This window comes from Desulfofundulus thermocisternus DSM 10259, from assembly GCF_000686645.1.
GTDB lineage: Bacteria > Bacillota > Desulfotomaculia > Desulfotomaculales > Desulfovirgulaceae > Desulfofundulus > Desulfofundulus australicus.
The window spans coordinates 19819-39653 of sequence record NZ_KK365995.1; the positions used below are offsets into that span (position 1 = coordinate 19819).

Below are 19835 nucleotides of genomic sequence, written 5' to 3' on the forward strand. Positions count from 1 at the left end.
CTACCATGTCTCCTTCGGGACATAATGCAAACAGCATAGGTGTCTAAAAGCATAGTAGGTGGAGAGGGGCAGGCCGACAAAGCCGAGAACAAGGCGAACGCTATAACCCTGGGAAATCCACTTTTCTGCTATGGCGACTTTGTCGGCTAACGAGGGTTTACTCTATCCCTTAGCTCTCTAAAAATAGCCAGCTCCAGCTCTTTCTCTGCTAAGAGCCTTTTTAACCGGTCATTTTCGGTGCTGACTGCTTTAAGCCTTTTTTCAAGTTCTTCTAAGCGTTGCGTTTCAGCTTAGTGGGCGCCGACGGTGTCGATTGGCCTGCCGCGGTAAACCCGGCCGGCCTTGTTAACGAAGAAGTGGTAACCTATACCGGTCCAGCCTTTGTTCAAATGCCACTGATGGACATCGTGGACGGTACACCGGCTTGCGTCGGCGTGGTGCAGGACTATATGTCCTGCTCCGGCGGGCCGGCGTCTTGCGGAAGGTGAGGTTGGTTTCGGCAATTTGCATATAAGCTCCACTCCTTTGCCGGGGACTCTAAAGTCTGCGTGAGACATGTCGATTGTAATTAGTGAACGCAGCGGAAAGCAGGGAAGCGGAAACAGGTGCCAGGGACGGGGGTGGGAAGGTGCTGGTCCTTACCCGCAAGGAAGAAGAGGCGTTCATCATCGACGGCCGGGTAAAGGTGGTGATTCTGCAGATAGAAGGAAACCAGGTGAGTGTCGGCATCGAAGCACCGAAAGACGTCCACATTGTACGGGCCGAACTGGTAGAAAAGGACAGGGAACAGCAGGAAGAAACCACTTAAGGCACATGCCTCTCTCATGGACGGGGAGGTTAAATAAATCACAGGAGGTGAGTATTTCGGCTTCTCCGGCAGGTAATACCTGCCTCCCGCACACTGCGGCAGGGAAAGCTGAAGCTTTCCAGGGAAGCCGGGAACACTATGATCATTAACCACAACATCGCGGCGCTAAATACTTATCGTCAGCTGTCAAGCGTAAACACCGCCGCCAGCAAGTCGCTGGAGAAGCTCTCATCGGGCCTTCGGATCAACCGCGCCGGCGACGACGCGGCGGGCCTGGCTATCAGCGAGAAGATGCGCGGGCAGATCCGGGGCCTCAATATGGCCTCTAAGAATGCTCAAGACGGTATTTCCCTCCTCCAGACCGCTGAAGGCGCCCTGAACGAAACCCACTCCATCCTGCAGCGGATGCGGGAACTGGCCGTGCAGGCGTCGAGCGATAGCGCCACCGCCAGCGACCGTCAGCAGATTCAAAAAGAGGTCGACCAGTTGGCCAAGGAGCTTTCCCGCATTGCCAACACAACCGAGTTCAACACCAAAAACCTGCTGGCCGGCGGCTTTAAGAACCAGGTGTTCCAGATCGGGGCCAATGAGGGTCAGAGCATCAGCGTCAGTTTCGGCGCCTTCGACGCCTACACCCTGGGCCTCACCGCCCACCAGGGCGTTTCTGTAGCTCAATCCGGTGCAGTCCAGGGGGGTACTTTGAGCTCTAACGCCACAATTAAGACGGGTACCTACAAAATTGGTGGTACTGTGACCACGGCTGCCACTGCCGCAACGGTCCAGGGAAGCGATATCGATTTAAGCAGTGGTCTAACTCTGAGTTCTGATGCAACTTTAACTATTTCCCTCAATGGTGGTACAGGGGTAAACATTACAATTTCTTCTGGGACATACGATACTCCCGATGCATTAGTAGCTGCAATACAGCAAAAAATCGATGCTACCTCTCTGAAGGGGGAGGTCGTTGTTTCGATCGATAGCAGTACCCTCAGTAACAGCAAACTGATATTCACCACTGTAGATAAGGGGTCAAATGTAAGTATTAGTGTAACAGGAGATGCCTCTTCCACTTTAGGATTTGGTAGTACTGCCACCACTGGCACAGGTACTAACGCCGCCGTCGACCTCACCCTGTACAGCGAGGACGGCACGGCAATCGAGACCAAATCCGTCACCAGCACCAACCTGGCCAATGCAGTGGCCTTCACTAACGGCCTGAACGTCACCCTGGACACGACCAGCATTAACGCGTTGGACGTGGACACCTCCTTGCCTACAGCCCTGCTTGACGTCGTGGCGGCGGAGTCCACGGCGGCCACCACTAGCTCCGACGGCCAGATTATCGAGGAGGCCACGGTGGAGAAGGGCATCTTGGTTAATACCCAGGACAACGCCTCGAAAGCCATCACCGCCATCGACAACGCCATTAACATCGTCTCCACGGCCCGCTCGCAGATGGGCGCCTACCAGAACCGACTTGAGCACACGATCAACAACCTGGGCACAGCTTCAGAAAACCTCTCCGCCGCCGAGTCCCGCATCCGCGACGTTGATTATGCCGAAGCCGCTTAAGGCTTGAGGCACAGTCGTCCTGGCTGGTAACGGCCAGGAGTATCACCGGGTGAATTGCTGGGAAACCCTTAGAGCCTCCCGCCCGACAACGTGGCCCGAAAGGGCGGGCGTGAACGGTAGAAAAGCCGGGAGGATTGGGCAATCAGCAGCCGAGCCCCTGTACCGAAAGGTTGGGGAAGGTTCAACGACTAGGGCATACCACCTGTGGCGGCAGGTACGAATAGTGAAACTGGCGCTATGGTGATGAAGCCCGTAGGGTGTAAGAACTCCACGCCCGAAGTACCCGGCCCCGAACAGGCCCTTAATACAAACAGCATAAAGGGCGCTGAGGGTGAAGATATAGTCTGGTCTGGATGGAAACATCCAGTGGCAACGATGGCCAAAGAAATGATGGAGTTCACCAAGAACAGTATCATCGCCCAGGCCGCGACCGCAATGCTGGCCCAGGCAAATCAGGTACCGCAACAAGTGCTGCAACTCCTGCGGTAACCGGCGAAACACCTGCTACAGGCCCCCCGTCAAACCGGGAGGCCTTTTGCATGTGCGCCCGGCATGGGCGTTAACTTGGTGGTGAAAGTCCACTGCAGGCGAGGCAGCACGAGTCTGCTAGCCAAAGGCAAGGGTGTCCATCGCGAGGTGGAATCCGAAGGAAGCCGGAGGCAAAACCACGGCCCGATGAACAAGAACCCCATAAGAGGCTAGACCGTTCGGATGAGCTGGCATGACACAGCGAAATCCCAGGCTGCCAAGGGACGGTAGAGTATATGGGGCGGGCACGGGGTGAAGGTTAACGCTCTTACCCGGGGAGGCCTGCCGGATAAGCCAGTCAAAGCTGGTAACCCGTGTCGAAAGGCACGGCTGAACCGGCAGGAGTCAGCAGAGGGCATAGTACCCTGGGGGTCATGAACTCCAGGGGAAGGCCCGAACATCAAGTCAGAGGTGAGACCGGTGCGTTCGCGAGGAGGGCGAAGACAGCAGAAAACCCCGGAAGGGGCCTGCCCGCGGGAGGAAGTGGTGAAGCCGCGGGGGACCGCGGGAGGGCCGAGTCCTTCTCCGGCACAAAGCGGGACGGCACCTCGCGGAGGCCAGAATAGCGGCCTGATGGAACAGGTGGTAGCCAGGGGCAACATGCTGGCTGCCCTGAAGCGGGTAGAGCGGAACGGAGGCGCGCCCGGCATAGATGGCATCCCGACCGAACGGCTTCGGGACCAGATCCGTGCCGAATGGCGCGCATCCGGGAGGAACTGCTCGCAGGTACCTACAGACCTATGCCCGTGCGCCGGGTCGAAATCCCGAAACCCGGGGGAGGCAAACGGCTTTTAGGGATACCTACCGCAATGGACCGCCTGATCCAGCAGGCTCTCCTGCAAGTATTGACGCCTATTTTCGACCCGCAATTTTCAGAGGCCAGTTACGGGTTTCGGCCCGGGAAAAGAGCCCATGCCGCGGTAAGGAAAGCGCGTCAGTACGTAGAAGAAGGATACGAATGGGCCGTGGACCTGGACATAGAGAAATTCTTTGACCGGGTAAACCACGACATACTCATGGCCCGGGTAGCCCGGAAAGTCACGGATAAAAGGGTACTCACTCTTATCCGCCGCTATCTTACCGCAGGCGTCATGGTGAACGGAGTGGTCATGGAAACGGCGGAAGGGACGCCGCAGGGTGGACCTTTAAGCCCGCTCCTGGCCAACATTCTGCTGGACGACCTGGACAAAGAACTGGAAAAGAGGGGCTACAAGCTCTGCTTCGCCAGCCGCTACCCCAAAGCGTTCCCGCGTCTGGTGGAGCAGCCAGGAATACACGGTCTTAACGGCCACGGAGTCTACATGGCTGATGAGTTTCTGCCGGAAGAACTTGTCGACCTCTGCCCGCGCAAAGCAGGGGTCTTTGACGGAACGCGGTATTAAATGATGCCCTTGCTTTCCAGGAACTCTCTCACCACTTCCTTGGCGTCGCGCTCCTTTTCCGCCACCTGGTAATTGAGTTGCTGCATCTCCTCGTCGCTGATCTGGCCGGCCAGCAGGTTCAGTATATCTTCCAGTTCAGGGTACTTTTCCAGCGTGTCCATCCGCACTACGGCCGTACAAAAATAGGGCGGGAAAAATTTCTTGTCGTCTTCCAGAATCTTTAAATCGTAGGTGATCAATTCACCGTCGGTGCTGAAGGCGTCCGTCACGTCAATTTTGCCTTGGGCCGTGGCCTGGTACTTGAGGGCGGTTTCAAAGGATTTAGTGTTTTTAAATTTGAGCCCGTAAGTTTTGACCAGCCCGTCATAACCATCGGGCCGGTTGAAAAACTCCTGCTCGGCGCCGAAAACCATGTTCCCGGCCAGCGGCACCAGGTCCGACACCTTTTCCAGGTTATATTTTTCGGCAGTTTCCCGGGGTACCGCAATGGCATAGGTGTTGTTGAAACCGAAAGGTTTCATCCATTTAAGCTTGAATTTTTTGTTGTATTGCTCCTGCACGTAGTTGTAAACCTTATCCGGATCGGTTTCCACGGGTTGTTTCAGGATGGCCATCAATCCTGTGCCGGTGTAATCCGGGTACAGGTCCAGGTCGCCGTTTTTCAGGGCGTTGAAGCAAACCAGCGTCCCGCCCAGGTTCAGCTTGCGCTCCACCTGCAGGTCGGTTTTGGCTTCGATCAGCTGGGCCAGCATTTCACCCAGAATGATATTCTCGTTAAAGTTTTTGGAGCCCACCACAACTTTTCCACCCGCGCTTTTGGTGTTTTCCCCGGCACATCCCGCCACAATAAGCGACACAGCGGCAAGCAAGGCTACTACAAGCAACAACCCTTTCCTTTTCATCAGTCACTCCCCTTTTGCATAGTCATTAAATGTTTTTAGCCCGCAACCCCCTCGGCACCAGTGCCTTTTCCAGCCCGCCCAGCAATACGTCGGTGATGATGGCCAGCAGGGCGGCGGGAACGGCCCCCGTCATGATCATGAGAGTGTTTGCCAGCTGAATGCCCCTCCAGATGGGTTCGCCCAGCCCGCCGGCACCGATTAAAGTGCCGATGGTGGCAATGCCGATGGCGGTAACCATGGCCACCCGAAAGCCGGCTAAAATAATCGGCAGGGCGATGGGTAGCTGAACCTGGCGCAGCAATTGCCAGCCGGTCATGCCCATGCCCTTGCCCGCTTCCAACAGGTCCGGGCTGACGCCGGCCAGGCCGGTGTACGTATTTCTGAGAATGGGTAGCAGCGCGTAAACGAAAAGCGCGGCAATAAGGCTGTTATTGCCGAGGCCCAGGAAAAACATGACCAGCGCCAGCATGGCCAGGCTGGGAATGGTCTGCAACACGTCCACGAGGCTCATGACCGGACCGGCCAACGCGCGGGCCCGCACCAGTAATATGCCCAGAGGTACGCCCACCAGGCCGGCGACCAGTACTCCGGCGGTCGATAACCACAGGTGCTCCAGCGTAAGTTGCAAAATTTGGCCCATGCCATTCACCTCTTTGCCCGGCAATCTTTTATTTTATGTTGATCTCAAGCCCCGCGGCGTAACGGCTTTCTCCAGCCGTCCCAGGGTAAAGCCGGCCAACAGAGCCAGCAGGGCCGCCGGAATGGTCCCGGCTAGGATTAGCCATATGTCGTACACGTTCATGCCACCCCAGATAAGGTCGCCCAGCCCGCCGGCACCGATAAGCGCGGCGATGGTGGCCCAGCTGATGATGTAAACGGAGGAAATTCTAAGTCCTGCCATTATTACCGGCAGTGCCATAGGCAGTTTAACCATGAACAGCAGTTGCCGGTCGTTCATGCCCATTCCGCGCCCCGCTTCAATCAATTCTCCCGGGACTTCCCTGATTCCGGTATAGGTGTTGCGCAGAATCGGCAGCAAGGAATAAAGGAATAGAACCACCATGGCCGGCAGGACGCCGATGCCCAAAACGGGTAGGGTGAAGCCGAAAAAGGCCAGGCTGGGGATGGTTTGGATGGTGCCGGCTATACTCAACACCACCCGGGCGATATTTTGGCGGCTGGACAGCCAGATGCCCAGGGGGACGGCCACCAGGGCGCCGAGGGCCACCGACCCCAGGGAGAGGTATACGTGTTGCCAGGTAGCCACAAGGATGTCCGCCCAGCTCCGGGTTAACAGCTCCAGCAGCGGGTTCACGCGGTTTCCTCCTCCCAAACGAAGCTGGCCAGGGCGTTGACAATGCTGGTTTTAGTTACCAGGCCCAGCAGGCGCTTTTTTTCGTCCACCACGGGCAGGTAGTCCAGCTTGTTGGCGGTAAGCGTGTTAAAGGCTTCCCGAGCCGGGGATCCGGCTGCCACCACCGGTATGTCGGTTTCCACCAACTCCTTCACCGTACTGGCCCGCCGGCGATTTTTGTCCAGTTTTTCCACTGTCACCACGCCCACGAGGCGCTTGTCCTGTTCCACCACCAGCAGGGTATTTACCCCCTTGTGCTTCATCAAGGCCAGGGCCTCCTCCACACCCCGTTCCGGCCCGATGATCACCGGGTTGGACTTCATCACGGATTCAACTGTGGCAGGGCCACCGCCGGCCACCCGGTGCTTGCCGATGAATTCCAGCACGAATTCGTTGGCCGGTTTCCTCAGGATCATTTCGGGAGTATCCAGTTGCACGATCCGGCCGTCCTTCATGATGGCTATGCGGTCGGCCAGCTTTAAAGCTTCGTCCATATCGTGGGTGACGAACACAATGGTTTTGTGCAGTTTGTTTTGCAGGTTTTTCAGCTCATCCTGGAGATTTTCCCGGGTAATGGGGTCAAGGGCGCCAAAGGGTTCGTCCATCAAAATGACGGACGGTTCGGCGGCCAGGGCACGAAGCACGCCGATGCGCTGCTGCTGGCCGCCGCTTAATTCGTTGGGGTAGCGGTGGGCGTAAAGGTCCGGGTCCATGTCCACCAGTTCCAGCAATTCGCGGACGCGCTTGGCCCTTCTTTCCTTGTCCCATTTCAGGAGTCGGGGCACCAGGTCCACATTTTGTTCAATGGTCATGTTGGGGAACAGGCCGATTTGTTGAATTACATAACCTATTTCCCGCCTGAGCTTAACCGGATTCATGTCCATGATATCCTGGTCGCGGATTAAAATGCGCCCGGAAGTTGGCTCCACCAGCCGGTTGATCATTTTTAAGGTGGTTGTTTTGCCGCACCCGCTGGGGCCGATGAGCACCATGAATTCGCCCTCGCGAACGTGCATATTGATGTTTTTTACCACTTCCTGGTTGCCGTATTTTTTTGTAACTTCTTCAAATTTGATCAATTTTTGCCCTCCCGTGTACCGGCACCAGCCGTATGACAAAAGTTTTATCAATCAACTAATATTTTGTTACCAACAGGTTTAATAAACATGTGTTTTACTTGACATATTATAACATACATCTTCCAAAGTAACAACAAGTTGTTATTGCACCAAAGGTGAAGTTATCCACAGTCAATACGGTCAAAGTTTCATCATAACCGATAGAGGGTTAGTCTGCCCTTTTTGGCCGAAGTGCGCCGCTTTTTCTGCCGGGCGGTTCTGAAAGAAAAAACGAAAAAACCGCCCGGTTTTTTCTTTCGGAGGGATTTTTCGTGAGCCACCACTGTTTCATAGTCGGCCACGTGCTGGAAGTACTGCAAAATCTATCCGATGAGAGCGTTCACTGCGTCCTCCCGCCCGGGGAGGGCGGCGCGGCTGGCGGGCGGTCCGGCCGGGATAAAAATATCTTCCCTGCGGTCGCACGGTTCGGCCGCAGAAGGTATATCGTCCGGGCCGGGAAAACTCCCGGCCCGCAACTTTTTTACAGGAGGTGGTTTTGGTGCGATGTCTTGTTGTTGCGGAGGAAATTCGACGTACCGGGGACGGCCGCGGCGAAATCCGCACAGCTGGCCGAACTGGTGGCTTCCCGCGTGGCGCGGCGGTGGAGCGACTGCCTGGTGTTCCTGGCGGGCGGCGGCGCCACCCTGGTCCAGGGTGCCGTGTCGCGCCTGGCGAAATGCGAGGTGCTGCCCGACTCACAGTTCGCGAACGCCGCCGGGTTCCTGGCCAAGGGTCTTGTCGCCGTGCTACGGGGGAAAGCCGGTAACGGCGGGGACTAAACCCGCTTTACCGCGCGATCGTGCCACGGGCAGGGATAACCCGCGCGGGGGTGTGGCACGGAAAAGGCCGTTCCTGCCGCGCAGGGCAGGAACGGCCGGTGCTGGAGGTGTGGCACATAGTGGCCGACAAGTCCTGCCGCATAAAGTTCAGGGTGCCACCGGACGTGGCGGGAGTGCTGGACGTCCAGGCCGACCGGGCCGGCTACGTGGCCCGCGCGGTGACCTGGTACGCCCGCTTCGGGGCCCCGTGCCTTCAGAAGCTCGACGCGCTCCTGGAACTGGCGGTCCGGGGTCAGGTGAAACCCGGAGTTAGCGGGCCGGGCGGTGAGAGTTCCGGTCCCGCTGTCAGGGACGACATCGACGACGCCGTTGCGGATTTCGTGCTCTGACTTTTCCGTTCCGTTCCGCCTGTTTCCCTTCAGGCGTGCGGGCGGAACGGAACGGAATAATAGCTACGAAAAGTTTAGATATCTAAACTCCAATTAAGTTCCTCCGGAAGAGGTCTGCTTGCGGAGATCCGTTTTTGTCAACGCTCCGTGAAGCTCAGGAACTTCTGTTCCGGGAATTCGTTTGCGATCAGGTCATAATGCCTGTCGCGGTGGACGAGAGTACAGGAATGGTAGAACGCCCAGGAAGCGATGACAAGGTCGACCAGTGGAATCACCAGGCCTTGACGCCGCAAGCGGAACCCGAGGGAGGCGGCGCGTTCCCATACTTCGTGTTCCCCTTCGAGCAGTGGGAGTGCGTTCAGCATTTCGTTCAGTTCGGCAAACTGTTTTTCGTTTCTGGCACCCAGCAGGATTTCCGTCTTGACGGGAGGGGCGAGGACCACGGTTTCCAGGAGCAGCGCTTCCTTTAACCAGTTGACGATTTCCTGCTGCCCTCCGGGACGCAGGGCTTCGATCCAGACCGAGGTATCGACCAGAAACCGTTCATTCATCCCGCCGGATCTCCTCAAGAGCGGAATCGTTCAGCGCCAGATCCACCCTGCCCAGGCTCGCCGCAAGTTTTTCCAGGCGTTTGCGGCGGACGAATTCCGTAAGGGCCGCTTCGATGGTTTCGGTAATCCCTTTCAGCCCCGCCAGTTCCATGGCTTCGCGCAAAAGTTTCCGGTTGACATATAAGGTTGTTTTCATAATCAATCACCCTACAATTAATTATAACAGATAATTTGGATTCATAAAGACAGAATATTATCTTCGCTTTTTCTGTTGGGAGGTGCTTGTGTTGCAAATAATCGTCAACGGTACCATTGAACAGGAACTCGTGGACCGGCTGATAGCCGAAGAGAAAGAAACCTTTGCCCGGCAGAGAAAGAGCATTGCCAAAATTGTTTTAACCGACTGCGGGGACGAAATAGAAGTCAAGACCTACGAGGAATCCCCCATCCGCAGGATCCGGCGCATTACCGGGTATCTCGCCGAGACGAGCCACCTGGTGCTGGATTCCTTCAACCCCCAGGGGGTATGGTGGACGTGGTCTTTCGGGAGGAGGTGGTCATTGAGGGAAGTACTGCCGTGGCCGTTCACCTTCGAGACCGGCTCGCGCGTGGAAACGTGGTTCCTTCGCCCGGCCCTGTGGCTCGGGACGGTGCTTTTAATAGCGCGGTGCCTCGGAGTAGTGCCGCGTTAAATGTATAAGAGTAATAATCTTGGAAGATGGTAAAAGTAAAAATAACACTATTGTGCTTATATAAAACTTACGCTGGCCCGCCCGCGACGGTCAGTTGGGCATAAAGCCCCGGCCCGGATGGGCGGCGGGCTGGCTTTTTTCAGAAGCCTCCCCTCTTCCCATTTTTTGCCCGGTTCAGTGCCGGGCTTTTTCTTTTTCCGGGGGCGAAGCGTGATGGACTTTTTCATCAGAGAAGAGGTTGACATGGCCGAGAAGTACGGCCTGTCGATCGTCCGGGTGAGTTACGATGCGGTGAATAAACAGGTAGCGGAAATGCTGGCGTACCTAGAAGCTGGTTTTCATGGAGGTGTTCGGCTTGGATAAAGTTCGAAGAGTTAGAATTGCCGACATCAAAATTATCGACCGCGTCCGGAAAGACATGGGCAACCTTGAGGAACTGGCGGGGGATATAGCGGAAAACGGGCTTATCAACTATCCCGTAGTAACGCCTGACAACGTGCTCATAGCAGGGGAGATGAATAATTAGCTTGTTTTAGCCCCCACCTTGAATGCAAGGGGGGGGTATTTTACGCTTACGCTCTTTACTATACCATTCAGGATACCTGTAACTGTCATCTGTTTGTGAAAAATACTGCATTGGTGGATATCTGCTTTTTGACATGGACTCGACATAAAGTTGCATTATTTGCTTGACACAGGAAAATTATGCTGATTCAATAGAATTAGTTCTAAAATAAGTAGATAAACAGCAAATAAATTCACTCCCGGAGGGCAAACCCGTGCGAAAGCCGGGGACGCAAAGCCGCAGGTCTAAGGTTCCCCGCAAAACACCTGGGTGGGGAGCTATGACGGCTGGGTTGCAGGGGAGAAAAGTAGCTACAGGGCAGATGCTTTTCTCCCTGTAGCTTTTTACTTTGGACCCTGGAAGATGAACCTGAATTTATCATTAACAAATTGACGTATTACAAAGGGCTTATGGAATGGGGGCTTTGTTATGGTTGGACAAACTATAACATTACGTACATACGTTCGGGGGGGGGGGTAATCTCTGCCTTATATGCCATGTAATGGTGATATTAACAGATAACGCTATTATCCCCTCACTGCGCTCCCCTCCTTTATTTATCTCCAGTTAGTTCCTTCCTGTTTTGCCGCTGCATTCTCCTGCCCATGTTCCCATTTTGAGGTGATATCGTGGATTCATTAACGCATCTTGTCCGGGCTCTTTTCCGGATGCTGGAAGCCCGGCTGGAAGGGGTTTCGCGCCATTCGGAACGGGTAGCTTCCCTGGCTGTGATGCTGGCAAGAGAGCTTGGGATGAACGAAAATGATCAGAAAATGATATATGTGGCCGGTTTACTCCATGACCTGGGCAAGATGGCAGTTCCCGGCAGAATTCTCTTCAAGCCGGACAAGCTCACCGGGGAGGAATGGGAAGAAATAAAAAAACACCCGGTCTACAGTTTTCAGATTCTCTCTTACATACCTCAATTGAAGGATATCAACCTCCTGATGCTTTACCACCATGAGCGTTACGACGGCCGGGGTTATCCGTACGGTCTGAAAGGGGAAGACATCCCCCTGGGGGCGCGTATCCTAACGGTTGCCGACAGCTACGACGCCATGACCTCGCACCGGGTGTACAGGCCGGCCATGTCTACCCGTGAGGCACTGGAGGAAATCTACCGCTGTGCGGGCACGCAGTTTGACCCGCGGGTGGTGGAAGCGTTTTTCAACCTTGATGTTTCCGGCAGCAAGTTGGAGGTGCCGTTCCGGAAGCGGGACCGGGAGGTGCTGACGACTACCTGATGAGCGGCAGGAGAAAAAGTATCGTTCGTTTTCTGTCAAAACATTATTTCCTGCTCGGCACCTGCTGCGCGGTATTTTATGCGCTGCCGGTAATTTATGAACTCCTGCTGTGCAGGCAGGGGGTTTTCAGCAACGCCGTATGGTACGCCTACGTCATTCCGGCCATCCTGCTGGGTTATGCTTTCGGTTTCAGGGGAGGCATATTCAACGCCCTGTTTGGTACTGTTCTGGCACTAACAGTGGAATAGATTGGTACAGCGGCCGCTGTCAGTTCTGGTTCTTCACCCCGATCCGCAGGGAGAATGTCCGTTTTGTGGGCTGAGAGGCAGAAGGATGGTGAAAAATGCGACGGTGTCTTGAATGCGCTCAGAAAGAACCGGACCGTGCTTGTGTGGATTGCCAGTATTTTATTCAGCCAAGCCCCCTTCGCCGGGTGCCTTCGTCCCCTGTCAGGGTCTTGCTGGAAGATGGGTATGGGAAACAGTATCCAGCCCGCATTCTGGTATTAAGTACCACGGAGTTTGGTCTGGAAACAGAAGCCCCCGTTCCAGGACGGTATGTAATCAGGTTGCAGGAAAACTTGTGGGTAGAGGTGGCCGGGGTATCTTTTAAAGGGAAAAACAACGTCCATTTATTTGATATCCTGTGTGTCCACCGGAAGCAGGAGACTGCCCGCCGTCTCAGCAGGGAGGAGTACCAGTTATTGGCCGGCAGCACCGGCGAATTAATATATGAGGTTACCAGGCACCTGCCGGAGCACCTTCAGGATCTGGTCAGGGAAAAACTGCTGGCTGAGGTGGAAAAATCTGAACTAATAAATGCCCTCAAGGTCGGAGTGGTGATGAAATATGAAAGTGGTCGCTTCCGTTTCCTTTCGGGTCAGGCTGACCTGGGCCTGCCCATGGAAGAAACGGAAAAGCTGATGCGCCAGGCTATCCGCCAGGCTGAACACCGGCGCGAGGTGATCATTAGCGCTGACGGGAAAAAGGTATTTGACCTTCATTGCGTGCCGTTCGACTACAGGAGCGGAGGGCTGCTGGCTTTAGACATCACCGGGGTGATTGAAAAGGAAAGAAAGATGCACCGGCAGGAGATGCAGGTTTACCGGGAGGCCATAGCAGCGGTAACGGGGGGGCGTCTGTACCTGGTAGGTAGTGGAGAAATAGAAAAAGTGGTCTCAGAAGGGATGGAACTGGCCAGGGGTGAGGTCCGGCAGTCCCGCGATATTCCGGAAGCCCGCCGGGCAATGCGGGAAGCCTTGCCTGTTCTCGACAGCCGCAGGCAGCACGCGATTGCCTTGTGCTTGACAGAGGCGCTGGCCAATGCTCTCAAACATGCAGGGGGCGGTTGCTGGCAAGCCAGGCAGTCAGGGGATACCGTCAGGATTATCGTTCAGGACCGGGGTCCGGGAATTAAAACCAGTGAACTGACCCGGGCAACTTTGATGCAACATTATTCAACCAAGAATTCACTGGGATGTGGATTTACTCTGATGCTCTACTATGCGGACCGCCTCTACCTCAATACAGGATCGTCAGGTACCGTTTTGATCCTGGACTTTGGCATTATGCCTGCGGAAGGGTTGACCGGATTAAACCAGTGAAAGGGGTGATTTTTGTTGCTGAAGGTGGATGTTTATGTTGACCGGGGAGTTTGCCGGCTGGTGCTGAATGGTGAACTGGACATGGAAACGGTGGTACAAATGCAAGAAGCTGTTGGGAAAGTGAAGGAACATACATTGGAAATAGATCTGTCGGGGGTTTCCTTCGTTGATTCAACTGGTTTGAAAAGTCTGCTGGACATTAGCAACGAATGGCGGCAAAAAGGAGGCCGGATGCTGGTTTTGAGGCCGCAGCCCGACGTAGCAGAAGTGATGCGGCTGGTTGGGCTTGACGGGCTCCTGGCACAGGACACCGCTCTGGCCGGAGAAGAAAGGTAGGAGCAGGATGGTAGAAGTAATTACGGGGAACGAAAGGATACTGAGGGCTTACTGTTTGGAAGTTAGTGGGAGTTGCTTGCCTGCCGAACAGGTCGGGGGAGATTTTTTTGAGTTTATCCCCTGCGATGCAAGAACCATGTTTGCCGTTATCGGAGATGTAATGGGTAAAGGATTCCATGCTGCCCGGCTGATGGAAACAATCCGGCAGATGCTCCGGGACTGTATTACCAACAATCCCCATCCTCTGGAGGCGGTGCGCCTGTTAAACAAGGTAGCAGGGTATGAACTGCGGAAATGCGGGGCTTTTGCCACCCTGTGCCTGCTGTGTTACGATGGGATAACCGGACGACTTACCTGTGTCAATGCAGGACATCACCCTCCCCTCCTTCTATCCGACGGAAAGGTTAAAGTGGCCCGGTGCCGGGGAGTCGCCCTGGGCCTGCTGGAAGATTACCTCGGGTCAGGGGTGGAGGAATTTTTTCTTGCCGCCGGAGATGCGGTGGTGCTGTATACCGATGGACTTGTGGAGGCCTGTGGCCCGGGCGAGCAAAGGTACGGGCTGGAACGGTTAAAGAAGATAGTTTGTCTTCAAAATGGTGCTAATGCAGACAGGATGAAACGAAACATTTTATCTGACCTGCAGGCATTTACCAGCGGTTTTCCCCAAAAGGATGATGTGACACTGGCTGTTATGAAGGTGGCGGGGAGGGCAGGTGAAAAAAGTGGAGATTAGAGTTCGGCAGACAGAAAAAATGGCCATTCTGGAGGTGTCGGGTGAACTGGATTATAGCAACGTGGAGCAGTTGCAACAGGAAATTCAGCGGCGGCCGGAGGAAGTGGTAGAGATAAATCTGCGGGAACTCAAGTTCATTGACTCTTCAGGGGCAGGTATGCTCCTGAACCAGGCCAGGCATCTTTACCGGCAGGGCCGCTCCCTGAGAATTGTGTGCATTCCCGATCATATTCGGGAAGACCTGGAATTGATAGGGTTTTTCAGGGTGCTGGAAATCCTGAAGGCAGATCCCGATGCTTAACAGGAGGTGGGCTCCCAAATGAAAAAGGAGATCATCTGGAGCTCCCCCGCAGCAACAGCGAGTGCACTGGATAATACTTCTCCGGACGTAGAAACAGCGGGTCCGTATGCTTTTGTAAAACAGGGGCGCATTATTGTCCGGCACCAGCCGGAGGGACCTTACCCGGTGGTGGTACCCTGCCCGGGAGTAAGGTTGACTGTTAACGGGCGGGAGTGCACTCAACCCACCCCCGTTTCTATGGAGGATGCTATACGGGTGGAAACGGTGGAAGAGCGTAGAGAAGGAAACTGGTCTATATCCGTATCTCCCGATGGCCTGCAAGCTGTGTTGCGAATGCAACCTGTGATCATAATTCACCGGGAATTGCCAGATCTTCTGCCTTCCAGAATACTGCAGTTCAAGGTAGTGGAGTGGGAAGAACGCCTTCCCCCACTTACATGGGACGAACTGTTGCAGGAGTTAGCCCGGCTGGGGATTAACTATGGCGTAGACTGGGAAGCCTGTTTTCGCGGTGTTACATCCTGTACCGAAGAGGAGGTGGTTATTGCCCGGGGTATTCCTGTAGAACCGGGGAAAGACGGCCGGGTGGAATTGCTTTTTTCTTCAAATCCCAGGGTGCCGGTACTGGCGGGAAAAGACGAAGCGGTGGACTTCCGGGAACGGTATGTTTTTACTTCAGTGGAGGCGGGAGACATCCTGGCTATCAAACACCCGCCCGAGCCGGGCCGTCCCGGCACCAGCGTCAAGGGCGAGGTAATTGTGCCGCCGTCGCCCCGGGACTTTATCCTTTCTGCAGGTGAAGGAGTGGTGCTTACCGGGGATGGTAATCGGGCCGTAGCGGCCCGGCCTGGACGTCCAGTGGCCTCCCGCTGGCGCAACCTGGTAAAAGTAAGCGTGTTACCCGAGCTGGTGCATGAAGGTGACGTAGACCTTGCTTCGGGTAACATTACCTTTAAAGGAGATATCCTGATTGCCGGTAATGTGGCAGAAGGGATGGTGGTTGAAGTGGGCGGGAATGTCAGGGTGGGCGGGTTGGTTTCCGGTGCGAGGGTTCATGCCACGGGGTCCGTCCTGGTTGGAAGGAACATTCTCTCATCAATGGTGATTGCAGGAGGGCTTCCTTCTTTTTCGCAGGTAATATTGCCACAAATTCATGCCCTGGCGGCCGGATTGCAGGAGATGATCATGGCTATCCGGCAGTTGATGGATCAACCGGCATTCAAGCAGGGCGATCTTAAACATGGTATTGGTCCCCTGTTAGTGTTGTTGCTGGAGAGGAAGTTCCGCCATCTTCCCGCTGCCGCCAGTACCTTCAAGAAGCAGGTTGAAACTATGCCCCCGGGAATGGCCGATGAAGGCCTGGAAGAGTTTATCCGGGAAGTAGAACGGGTGCTGGTTCGTTCCCCTCTGGCTGTACGTGACCTCCAGGAGCTCGAAACACTGGCCCGGCGAGCCGGTGAATGGGAACAGGCCTTTGCCTTCCAGCAGTCTGCAGAAAGTGATGTAGTAGCATCGAGCATCCACAATTCTACCGTTATAGCTACCGGCAATGTCCGGGTGGTGGGAAGTGGCTGTTATAATTCCCGGATCCATGCCGGTAAAAAGGTGACTGTATCCGGGGTCTTTCGCGGTGGCGAGATACAGGCTGGCGGGGATGTGCATGTGGGAGAGCTGGGGTCCAGAAGTGGGGTCACCACCAGGGTGGTAACCGGTCCGAAAGCAGTGGTCACCGTGGGGCATGCCTTTGAGAACGTTACTATAGTGATAGGAGACCAGGTTTATAGATTTAAAAGAGTAGAGAAAGGTATCCGCCTCTGGCTGGATAAAGAAGGGAACCTCAGCAAAGTATAATGGACCCAGAAAACATAAAAAGTGTTCAATGGTGCTGTAGAGGGTGGCACCCAACAGACGCCAGTCCCTCAATTTCCTGGCCGCTTCCCTTGAGGCCAGAATTTCCGCGTGGGCGGTGCTGTCCACCAGGGTTTCCCGCAGGTTGTGGCCCGGGCCGGTGATTTCGCCGTTTAAGACCACCACGGCGCCGATGGGCACTTCCCCCAGATCACAGGCCTTTGGGAGCGGCAGACCTTGAACGTGCTGCTAACCACCCGGCTCACCCCCCGGCAGATCATCTGGAGCAAGCTGGTTTCTGCCTGCGCCTTTGTGGTGCTGCTGGTGGTGGCCACCCTGCCTCTTTACAGCATCGTTTTTATGTACGGCGGCATCGCCCCGGGGCAGGTGCTGGGGGTTTTTGGCTTCTACCTGGTGACCATCTTTCTCTTTGGCTGCATAGGTGTTGCCTGCTCTTCTTTCTTTAAAAGAACGGGCGTGAGCACCGTCACGGCCTACGGCCTGGCCTTCGCCCTGGCGGCGGGCACCGGTTTCCTGGCGGTGTTTCTGTATGAAGTGAACCGGCTGCAGACCCGGGTAGCCATAAGCCCGGAAACCTGGCACCCGGCCTTTCTGGCCTGGGTGGTGGAGTTTTTACAGGACATCAACCCTGTTTTTGTTTTAATGCAGATCCTGGGTGAAAATGGGATTCCCACGGGGGTAAATTTCGGCCTGCCCGGCTGGGCCGTTTACACCCTGGTCTACCTGGCCGCCGGAGGAAGCCGCCAGGCTGCTGGCCGATGCATTTGGCATTGATATGACGGGCAGGGCCGGCAGAGCTGGAGATGCAGGTGCACCCGGAGGTAGAAGAAAGGGTTCCCTCCTGGGTGGACAAGAGCAAGCTGAAAGATCAGGAACGCCCCCTACCGGTAATCTCGTTTACCTTTAACCAGGTCCACCAGGGCGTGCCGATCATGGACCGGGCCTGCTCGGTGCAGGTAGACGCCCTGACCGGTAAGATCATCGCATTTTACAACGGTATAAGCGGTCCGCCCGTTCCCCTGCCGGACAACCGGAACGTGGTGCCGGTCGAAACGGCCAGAAGCCGAATTTTTAAAACAGCATCCCCTGAAACTGGTTTACATCTGGCCCGAATATTACGACCAGAAAGCCCCATCTCCCTACCTAGTCTATATCCCGGATCCCGGTTCCGACTTTTATGTGGATGCCTTTACCGGGATATAACCCTGGACAGAGAAGCCACTGATACCAGGGCTAGGGCTATCAAGCGGCTGGCGGACGAGCTTTTTGAGGACTAGGAGGTAGCCGGGATAATGAAGCGAAGCGCTATTTGGACGAAGAGGACGTTGAGCCCGCCAGGGTTGCAAATGGTTGCAAGTAGGAATAGGCAGAGCCGGAAATACAGGAGGGACAAGGGCTGTGCTGCTCATTATCAACGCCGATGACTTCGGTTATACGGCGGGTGTGAACCGGGGGATTATTAAGGCCATGGAATGCGGGGCGGTTACCAGCACCAGCCTGATGGTCAACCAGCCGGGGACGGAAGATGCTCTGGCTGTTTTGCGCCGGGGTGGGCTGAAGGCTGCCGGGGTGCACCTCTGCCTCACGGCAGGCAGGCCCGTTTGCGATCTGGCGGAAGTACCCTCAATGGTGGACGACCGGGGGTGGTTTAAGAAAAAGGACGCCCTTCTCTCCGGGCTCCTGAACGAAGAAGAAGTTAGGAAGGAATTCCTGGCCCAGGTGGAAAAGGTCAGGGCGGCGGGAGTGCGCATAAGCCACCTGGATACGCACCATCACGTCCACAGCCATCCTGTAATCCTGGAAGCCCTGCTGGACGTGGCCCGGCATTACAGGCTTCCGGTGCGCAGCCTGGATTCCTCCATGCGTAAAAGGATAAGAAGCCGGGGTATACCCACCCCCGATTATTTTTGCGGCTGCTGGTTTGATGAGCGGGTTTCCGGGGAATCTTTTCGCCGCCTGGTTGCCGCCGGGCTGCAGAATGGTGCCGGGGTGATGGAGCTGATGACCCACCCCGGCATGGTGGATGAGGAACTGGAGCGGCGGAGCAGCTACACCTGGCAGCGGGAGAGGGAGCTGGCCATTCTCTGCGACCCGGATACCAGGCAGTGGCTGCTTGACCAGGGGATCGGGCTGGCGGGTTACCTGGATCTGGCAGGTCGCTCCTCCGGTTAGAGTCTGGAAGCCACTTCATGGAGGCGGGTGCCGATTTGCTGCAGTTTTTCCACCATTTCAGCTATTTTTTCCATCGTTCCGGCCTGTTCCCGGGTTATGGTGCTGTTTTTTTCAATACCCGCCGAGACCCTTTCAATGGCATACTTGAACTGGTTTAAGGTCCTTTCAATCTCCCTTGCGGAACGGCTGCTTTCATCGGCCAGCTTGCGTACTTCCTGGGCCACCACGGCGAATCCCCGGCCCACCTGGCCGGCGCGGGCCGCTTCAATGGCAGCGTTCAACCCCAGGAGCTTGGTCTGGTCGGCCACGTTCTGGATGAAGGTCAGGATCTGGGTGGTACTCTTTACCTGCTGTGCTGCTTCCTGCGATTCCCGGACCAGTGTTTCGCTGGTGGCGGCCAGTTCCTGGGAGGAAGCGGTGAATTCATTAATGGCATGGGCCGCCTGTTGTATGGCCTCGGCCACCGCCTCGGCCTGGGCCTGTATCTGTGACTTCATTTCCTCGTCCCTGAGCATCTTGACCACCAGGGATGAGGCAATCCTGGCTATGGGCTGGACGATTTCAAGCTTGCCGGCAATGTAGATCGTAAAATAGAATTGACCCCCGATCGTCAAATAAAACTGACCCACCTCATGATAAAATCTCCCTCGAGAGGGGGAGGCAAAAGAGGTGGTAAGCATGTACAAATGGCAACGCATCAAAGCACTGCATACCCAGGGGGTCAGCATCAGGAAAATAGCCCGGACACTGGGTATATCCAGGAATACCGTTAAGAAGTACCTTAAAGACGCCAACCCGCCACAATTTAAAGCCAGGAAGTATGATAAACAACTGGATCGGTACAGGGAAGAAATCCAGGCCATGCTTAATAAGGGTTATATTGGCACAAGAATACACAAAGAACTGGTTCAAAAAGGCTACAACGGCTCATTGTCCA

At 55.4% G+C, this 19835-nt stretch carries 26 protein-coding genes, 3 pseudogenes and 1 riboswitch; of the genes and pseudogenes, 20 read left to right on the forward strand and 9 right to left on the reverse strand.

Annotation, left to right across the window (positions count from 1 at the left end; genetic code table 11):
* Window positions 1-48: 48 nt before the first annotated feature.
* A pseudogene (locus BR83_RS17685) lies at window positions 49-287 on the reverse strand (IS3-like element ISHahy4 family transposase); the annotation flags it as partial.
* Window positions 288-571: 284 nt separating this feature from the next.
* Between BR83_RS17685 and BR83_RS0114150 the strand changes: the two are divergent.
* The 4 genes and pseudogenes from BR83_RS0114150 to BR83_RS16180 all read left to right on the forward strand — a co-directional run.
* A complete protein-coding gene (locus tag BR83_RS0114150) occupies window positions 572-808 on the forward strand; it encodes a carbon storage regulator (RefSeq protein WP_242839688.1) in 237 nt (78 codons plus the stop codon).
* Between the two features lie 138 nt (window positions 809-946).
* Window positions 947-2380: a flagellin N-terminal helical domain-containing protein gene (locus tag BR83_RS17800; protein WP_027357599.1), complete on the forward strand. Its 1434-nt coding sequence runs from the start codon at window positions 947-949 to the stop codon at window positions 2378-2380.
* A 375-nt stretch (window positions 2381-2755) separates the two neighbouring features.
* The gene (locus BR83_RS17465; RefSeq protein ID WP_034635636.1) at window positions 2756-2869 is read left to right on the forward strand and encodes a flagellin; all 114 of its coding nucleotides are present in this window, start codon (window positions 2756-2758) and stop codon (window positions 2867-2869) included.
* Window positions 2870-3481: 612 nt separating this feature from the next.
* A pseudogene (locus BR83_RS16180) lies at window positions 3482-4119 on the forward strand (reverse transcriptase domain-containing protein); the annotation flags it as partial.
* Window positions 4120-4286: 167 nt separating this feature from the next.
* Here the strand turns inward: BR83_RS16180 and BR83_RS0114170 are convergent.
* Genes BR83_RS0114170 through BR83_RS0114185 form a run of 4 tightly spaced genes read right to left on the reverse strand, consistent with a single transcriptional unit; the run spans window position 4287 to window position 7625 of the window.
* On the reverse strand, window positions 4287-5192 hold the full coding sequence (locus tag BR83_RS0114170) for a glycine betaine ABC transporter substrate-binding protein (RefSeq protein WP_027357601.1): 906 nt from the start codon (window positions 5190-5192) through the stop codon (window positions 4287-4289).
* Between the two features lie 25 nt (window positions 5193-5217).
* Window positions 5218-5832: an ABC transporter permease gene (locus tag BR83_RS0114175; RefSeq protein ID WP_051618286.1), complete on the reverse strand. Its 615-nt coding sequence runs from the start codon at window positions 5830-5832 to the stop codon at window positions 5218-5220.
* Between the two features lie 33 nt (window positions 5833-5865).
* Window positions 5866-6507: an ABC transporter permease gene (locus BR83_RS0114180; RefSeq protein ID WP_051618288.1), complete on the reverse strand. Its 642-nt coding sequence runs from the start codon at window positions 6505-6507 to the stop codon at window positions 5866-5868.
* Window positions 6504-7625: an ABC transporter ATP-binding protein gene (locus tag BR83_RS0114185; RefSeq protein WP_027357604.1), complete on the reverse strand. Its 1122-nt coding sequence runs from the start codon at window positions 7623-7625 to the stop codon at window positions 6504-6506. Before BR83_RS0114185 ends, BR83_RS0114180 begins: the two co-directional genes overlap by 4 nt.
* A 311-nt stretch (window positions 7626-7936) precedes the next feature.
* On the opposite strand from BR83_RS0114185, the gene BR83_RS0114195 reads away from it, so the two are divergent.
* Together BR83_RS0114195 and BR83_RS0114200 are read left to right on the forward strand one after the other, a co-directional pair.
* A complete protein-coding gene (locus tag BR83_RS0114195; protein ID WP_027357605.1) occupies window positions 7937-8443 on the forward strand; it encodes an acetate and sugar kinases/Hsc70/actin family protein in 507 nt (168 codons plus the stop codon).
* Window positions 8444-8493: 50 nt separating this feature from the next.
* Window positions 8494-8832 (forward strand): hypothetical protein, encoded by a 339-nt coding sequence (locus BR83_RS0114200; RefSeq protein WP_027357606.1) that lies wholly within the window; start codon window positions 8494-8496, stop codon window positions 8830-8832.
* A gap of 137 nt (window positions 8833-8969) precedes the next feature.
* Here the strand turns inward: BR83_RS0114200 and vapC are convergent, their stop codons facing one another.
* On the reverse strand, window positions 8970-9383 hold the full coding sequence (vapC, locus tag BR83_RS0114205) for a type II toxin-antitoxin system VapC family toxin (protein WP_027357607.1): 414 nt from the start codon (window positions 9381-9383) through the stop codon (window positions 8970-8972).
* Complete coding sequence (locus BR83_RS0114210) at window positions 9376-9579, reverse strand: type II toxin-antitoxin system VapB family antitoxin (RefSeq protein ID WP_027357608.1); 204 nt, start codon at window positions 9577-9579, stop codon at window positions 9376-9378. Before BR83_RS0114210 ends, vapC begins: the two co-directional genes overlap by 8 nt.
* A gap of 91 nt (window positions 9580-9670) precedes the next feature.
* On the opposite strand from BR83_RS0114210, the gene BR83_RS16530 reads away from it, so the two are divergent.
* The 10 genes from BR83_RS16530 to BR83_RS16195 all read left to right on the forward strand — a co-directional run bounded on the left by BR83_RS16530 (window position 9671) and on the right by BR83_RS16195 (window position 16708).
* On the forward strand, window positions 9671-10075 hold the full coding sequence (locus BR83_RS16530; RefSeq protein ID WP_051618290.1) for a hypothetical protein: 405 nt from the start codon (window positions 9671-9673) through the stop codon (window positions 10073-10075).
* Window positions 10076-10288: 213 nt separating this feature from the next.
* Window positions 10289-10438, forward strand: coding sequence for a hypothetical protein (locus tag BR83_RS17255; RefSeq protein ID WP_157833038.1), 150 nt, complete (start codon window positions 10289-10291; stop codon window positions 10436-10438).
* Window positions 10431-10601 (forward strand): ParB N-terminal domain-containing protein, encoded by a 171-nt coding sequence (locus BR83_RS17040; protein WP_162164763.1) that lies wholly within the window; start codon window positions 10431-10433, stop codon window positions 10599-10601. The genes BR83_RS17255 and BR83_RS17040 overlap by 8 nt, the downstream gene beginning before the upstream one ends.
* Window positions 10602-10835: 234 nt before the next feature.
* Window positions 10836-10940, forward strand: a riboswitch (cyclic di-GMP riboswitch).
* A gap of 329 nt (window positions 10941-11269) precedes the next feature.
* Window positions 11270-11884, forward strand: coding sequence for an HD-GYP domain-containing protein (locus BR83_RS16190; protein ID WP_242839689.1), 615 nt, complete (start codon window positions 11270-11272; stop codon window positions 11882-11884).
* Entirely contained in the window at window positions 11884-12132 is a 249-nt protein-coding gene (locus BR83_RS0114240) for a hypothetical protein (RefSeq protein WP_027357609.1), read from the forward strand. The genes BR83_RS16190 and BR83_RS0114240 overlap by 1 nt, the downstream gene beginning before the upstream one ends.
* Window positions 12133-12464: 332 nt before the next feature.
* The gene (locus BR83_RS0114245; RefSeq protein WP_242839690.1) at window positions 12465-13487 is read left to right on the forward strand and encodes an ATP-binding protein; all 1023 of its coding nucleotides are present in this window, start codon (window positions 12465-12467) and stop codon (window positions 13485-13487) included.
* 24 nt (window positions 13488-13511) lie between these two features.
* Entirely contained in the window at window positions 13512-13823 is a 312-nt protein-coding gene (locus BR83_RS0114250) for an STAS domain-containing protein (RefSeq protein ID WP_242655980.1), read from the forward strand.
* 7 nt (window positions 13824-13830) lie between these two features.
* Window positions 13831-14556, forward strand: a complete 726-nt coding sequence (locus BR83_RS0114255) for a PP2C family protein-serine/threonine phosphatase (protein ID WP_027357612.1) — start codon at window positions 13831-13833, stop codon at window positions 14554-14556.
* Entirely contained in the window at window positions 14546-14857 is a 312-nt protein-coding gene (locus BR83_RS0114260; protein ID WP_034635639.1) for an STAS domain-containing protein, read from the forward strand. The genes BR83_RS0114255 and BR83_RS0114260 overlap by 11 nt, the downstream gene beginning before the upstream one ends.
* 18 nt (window positions 14858-14875) lie before the next feature.
* Entirely contained in the window at window positions 14876-16708 is a 1833-nt protein-coding gene (locus BR83_RS16195) for a DUF342 domain-containing protein (protein ID WP_034635632.1), read from the forward strand.
* Between the two features lie 24 nt (window positions 16709-16732).
* On the opposite strand, the pseudogene BR83_RS16870 reads toward BR83_RS16195, so the two are convergent.
* Window positions 16733-16939, reverse strand: a pseudogene (locus BR83_RS16870) (nucleoside deaminase); the annotation flags it as partial.
* A 9-nt stretch (window positions 16940-16948) separates the two neighbouring features.
* On the opposite strand from BR83_RS16870, the gene BR83_RS16200 reads away from it, so the two are divergent.
* From BR83_RS16200 to BR83_RS0114280, 3 genes are all read left to right on the forward strand, one after another.
* On the forward strand, window positions 16949-17500 hold the full coding sequence (locus BR83_RS16200; RefSeq protein ID WP_242839691.1) for an ABC transporter permease: 552 nt from the start codon (window positions 16949-16951) through the stop codon (window positions 17498-17500).
* Window positions 17501-17529: 29 nt separating this feature from the next.
* Complete coding sequence (locus BR83_RS17470) at window positions 17530-18003, forward strand: hypothetical protein (RefSeq protein WP_027357614.1); 474 nt, start codon at window positions 17530-17532, stop codon at window positions 18001-18003.
* Between the two features lie 121 nt (window positions 18004-18124).
* Window positions 18125-18898 carry a carbohydrate deacetylase gene (locus BR83_RS0114280; RefSeq protein ID WP_027357615.1) on the forward strand — a complete coding sequence of 258 codons (774 nt, stop codon included), beginning with the start codon at window positions 18125-18127 and terminating at the stop codon, window positions 18896-18898.
* On the opposite strand, the gene BR83_RS17805 is transcribed toward BR83_RS0114280, so the two are convergent.
* Complete coding sequence (locus tag BR83_RS17805; protein WP_051618292.1) at window positions 18895-19512, reverse strand: methyl-accepting chemotaxis protein; 618 nt, start codon at window positions 19510-19512, stop codon at window positions 18895-18897. The two genes, BR83_RS0114280 and BR83_RS17805, sit on opposite strands and share 4 nt — an antisense overlap.
* A gap of 64 nt (window positions 19513-19576) precedes the next feature.
* Here BR83_RS17805 and BR83_RS0114290 point away from each other — a divergent pair.
* Window positions 19577-19835: helix-turn-helix domain-containing protein (locus tag BR83_RS0114290; RefSeq protein ID WP_034635642.1), on the forward strand; the 259-nt coding region annotated here is incomplete at its 3' end.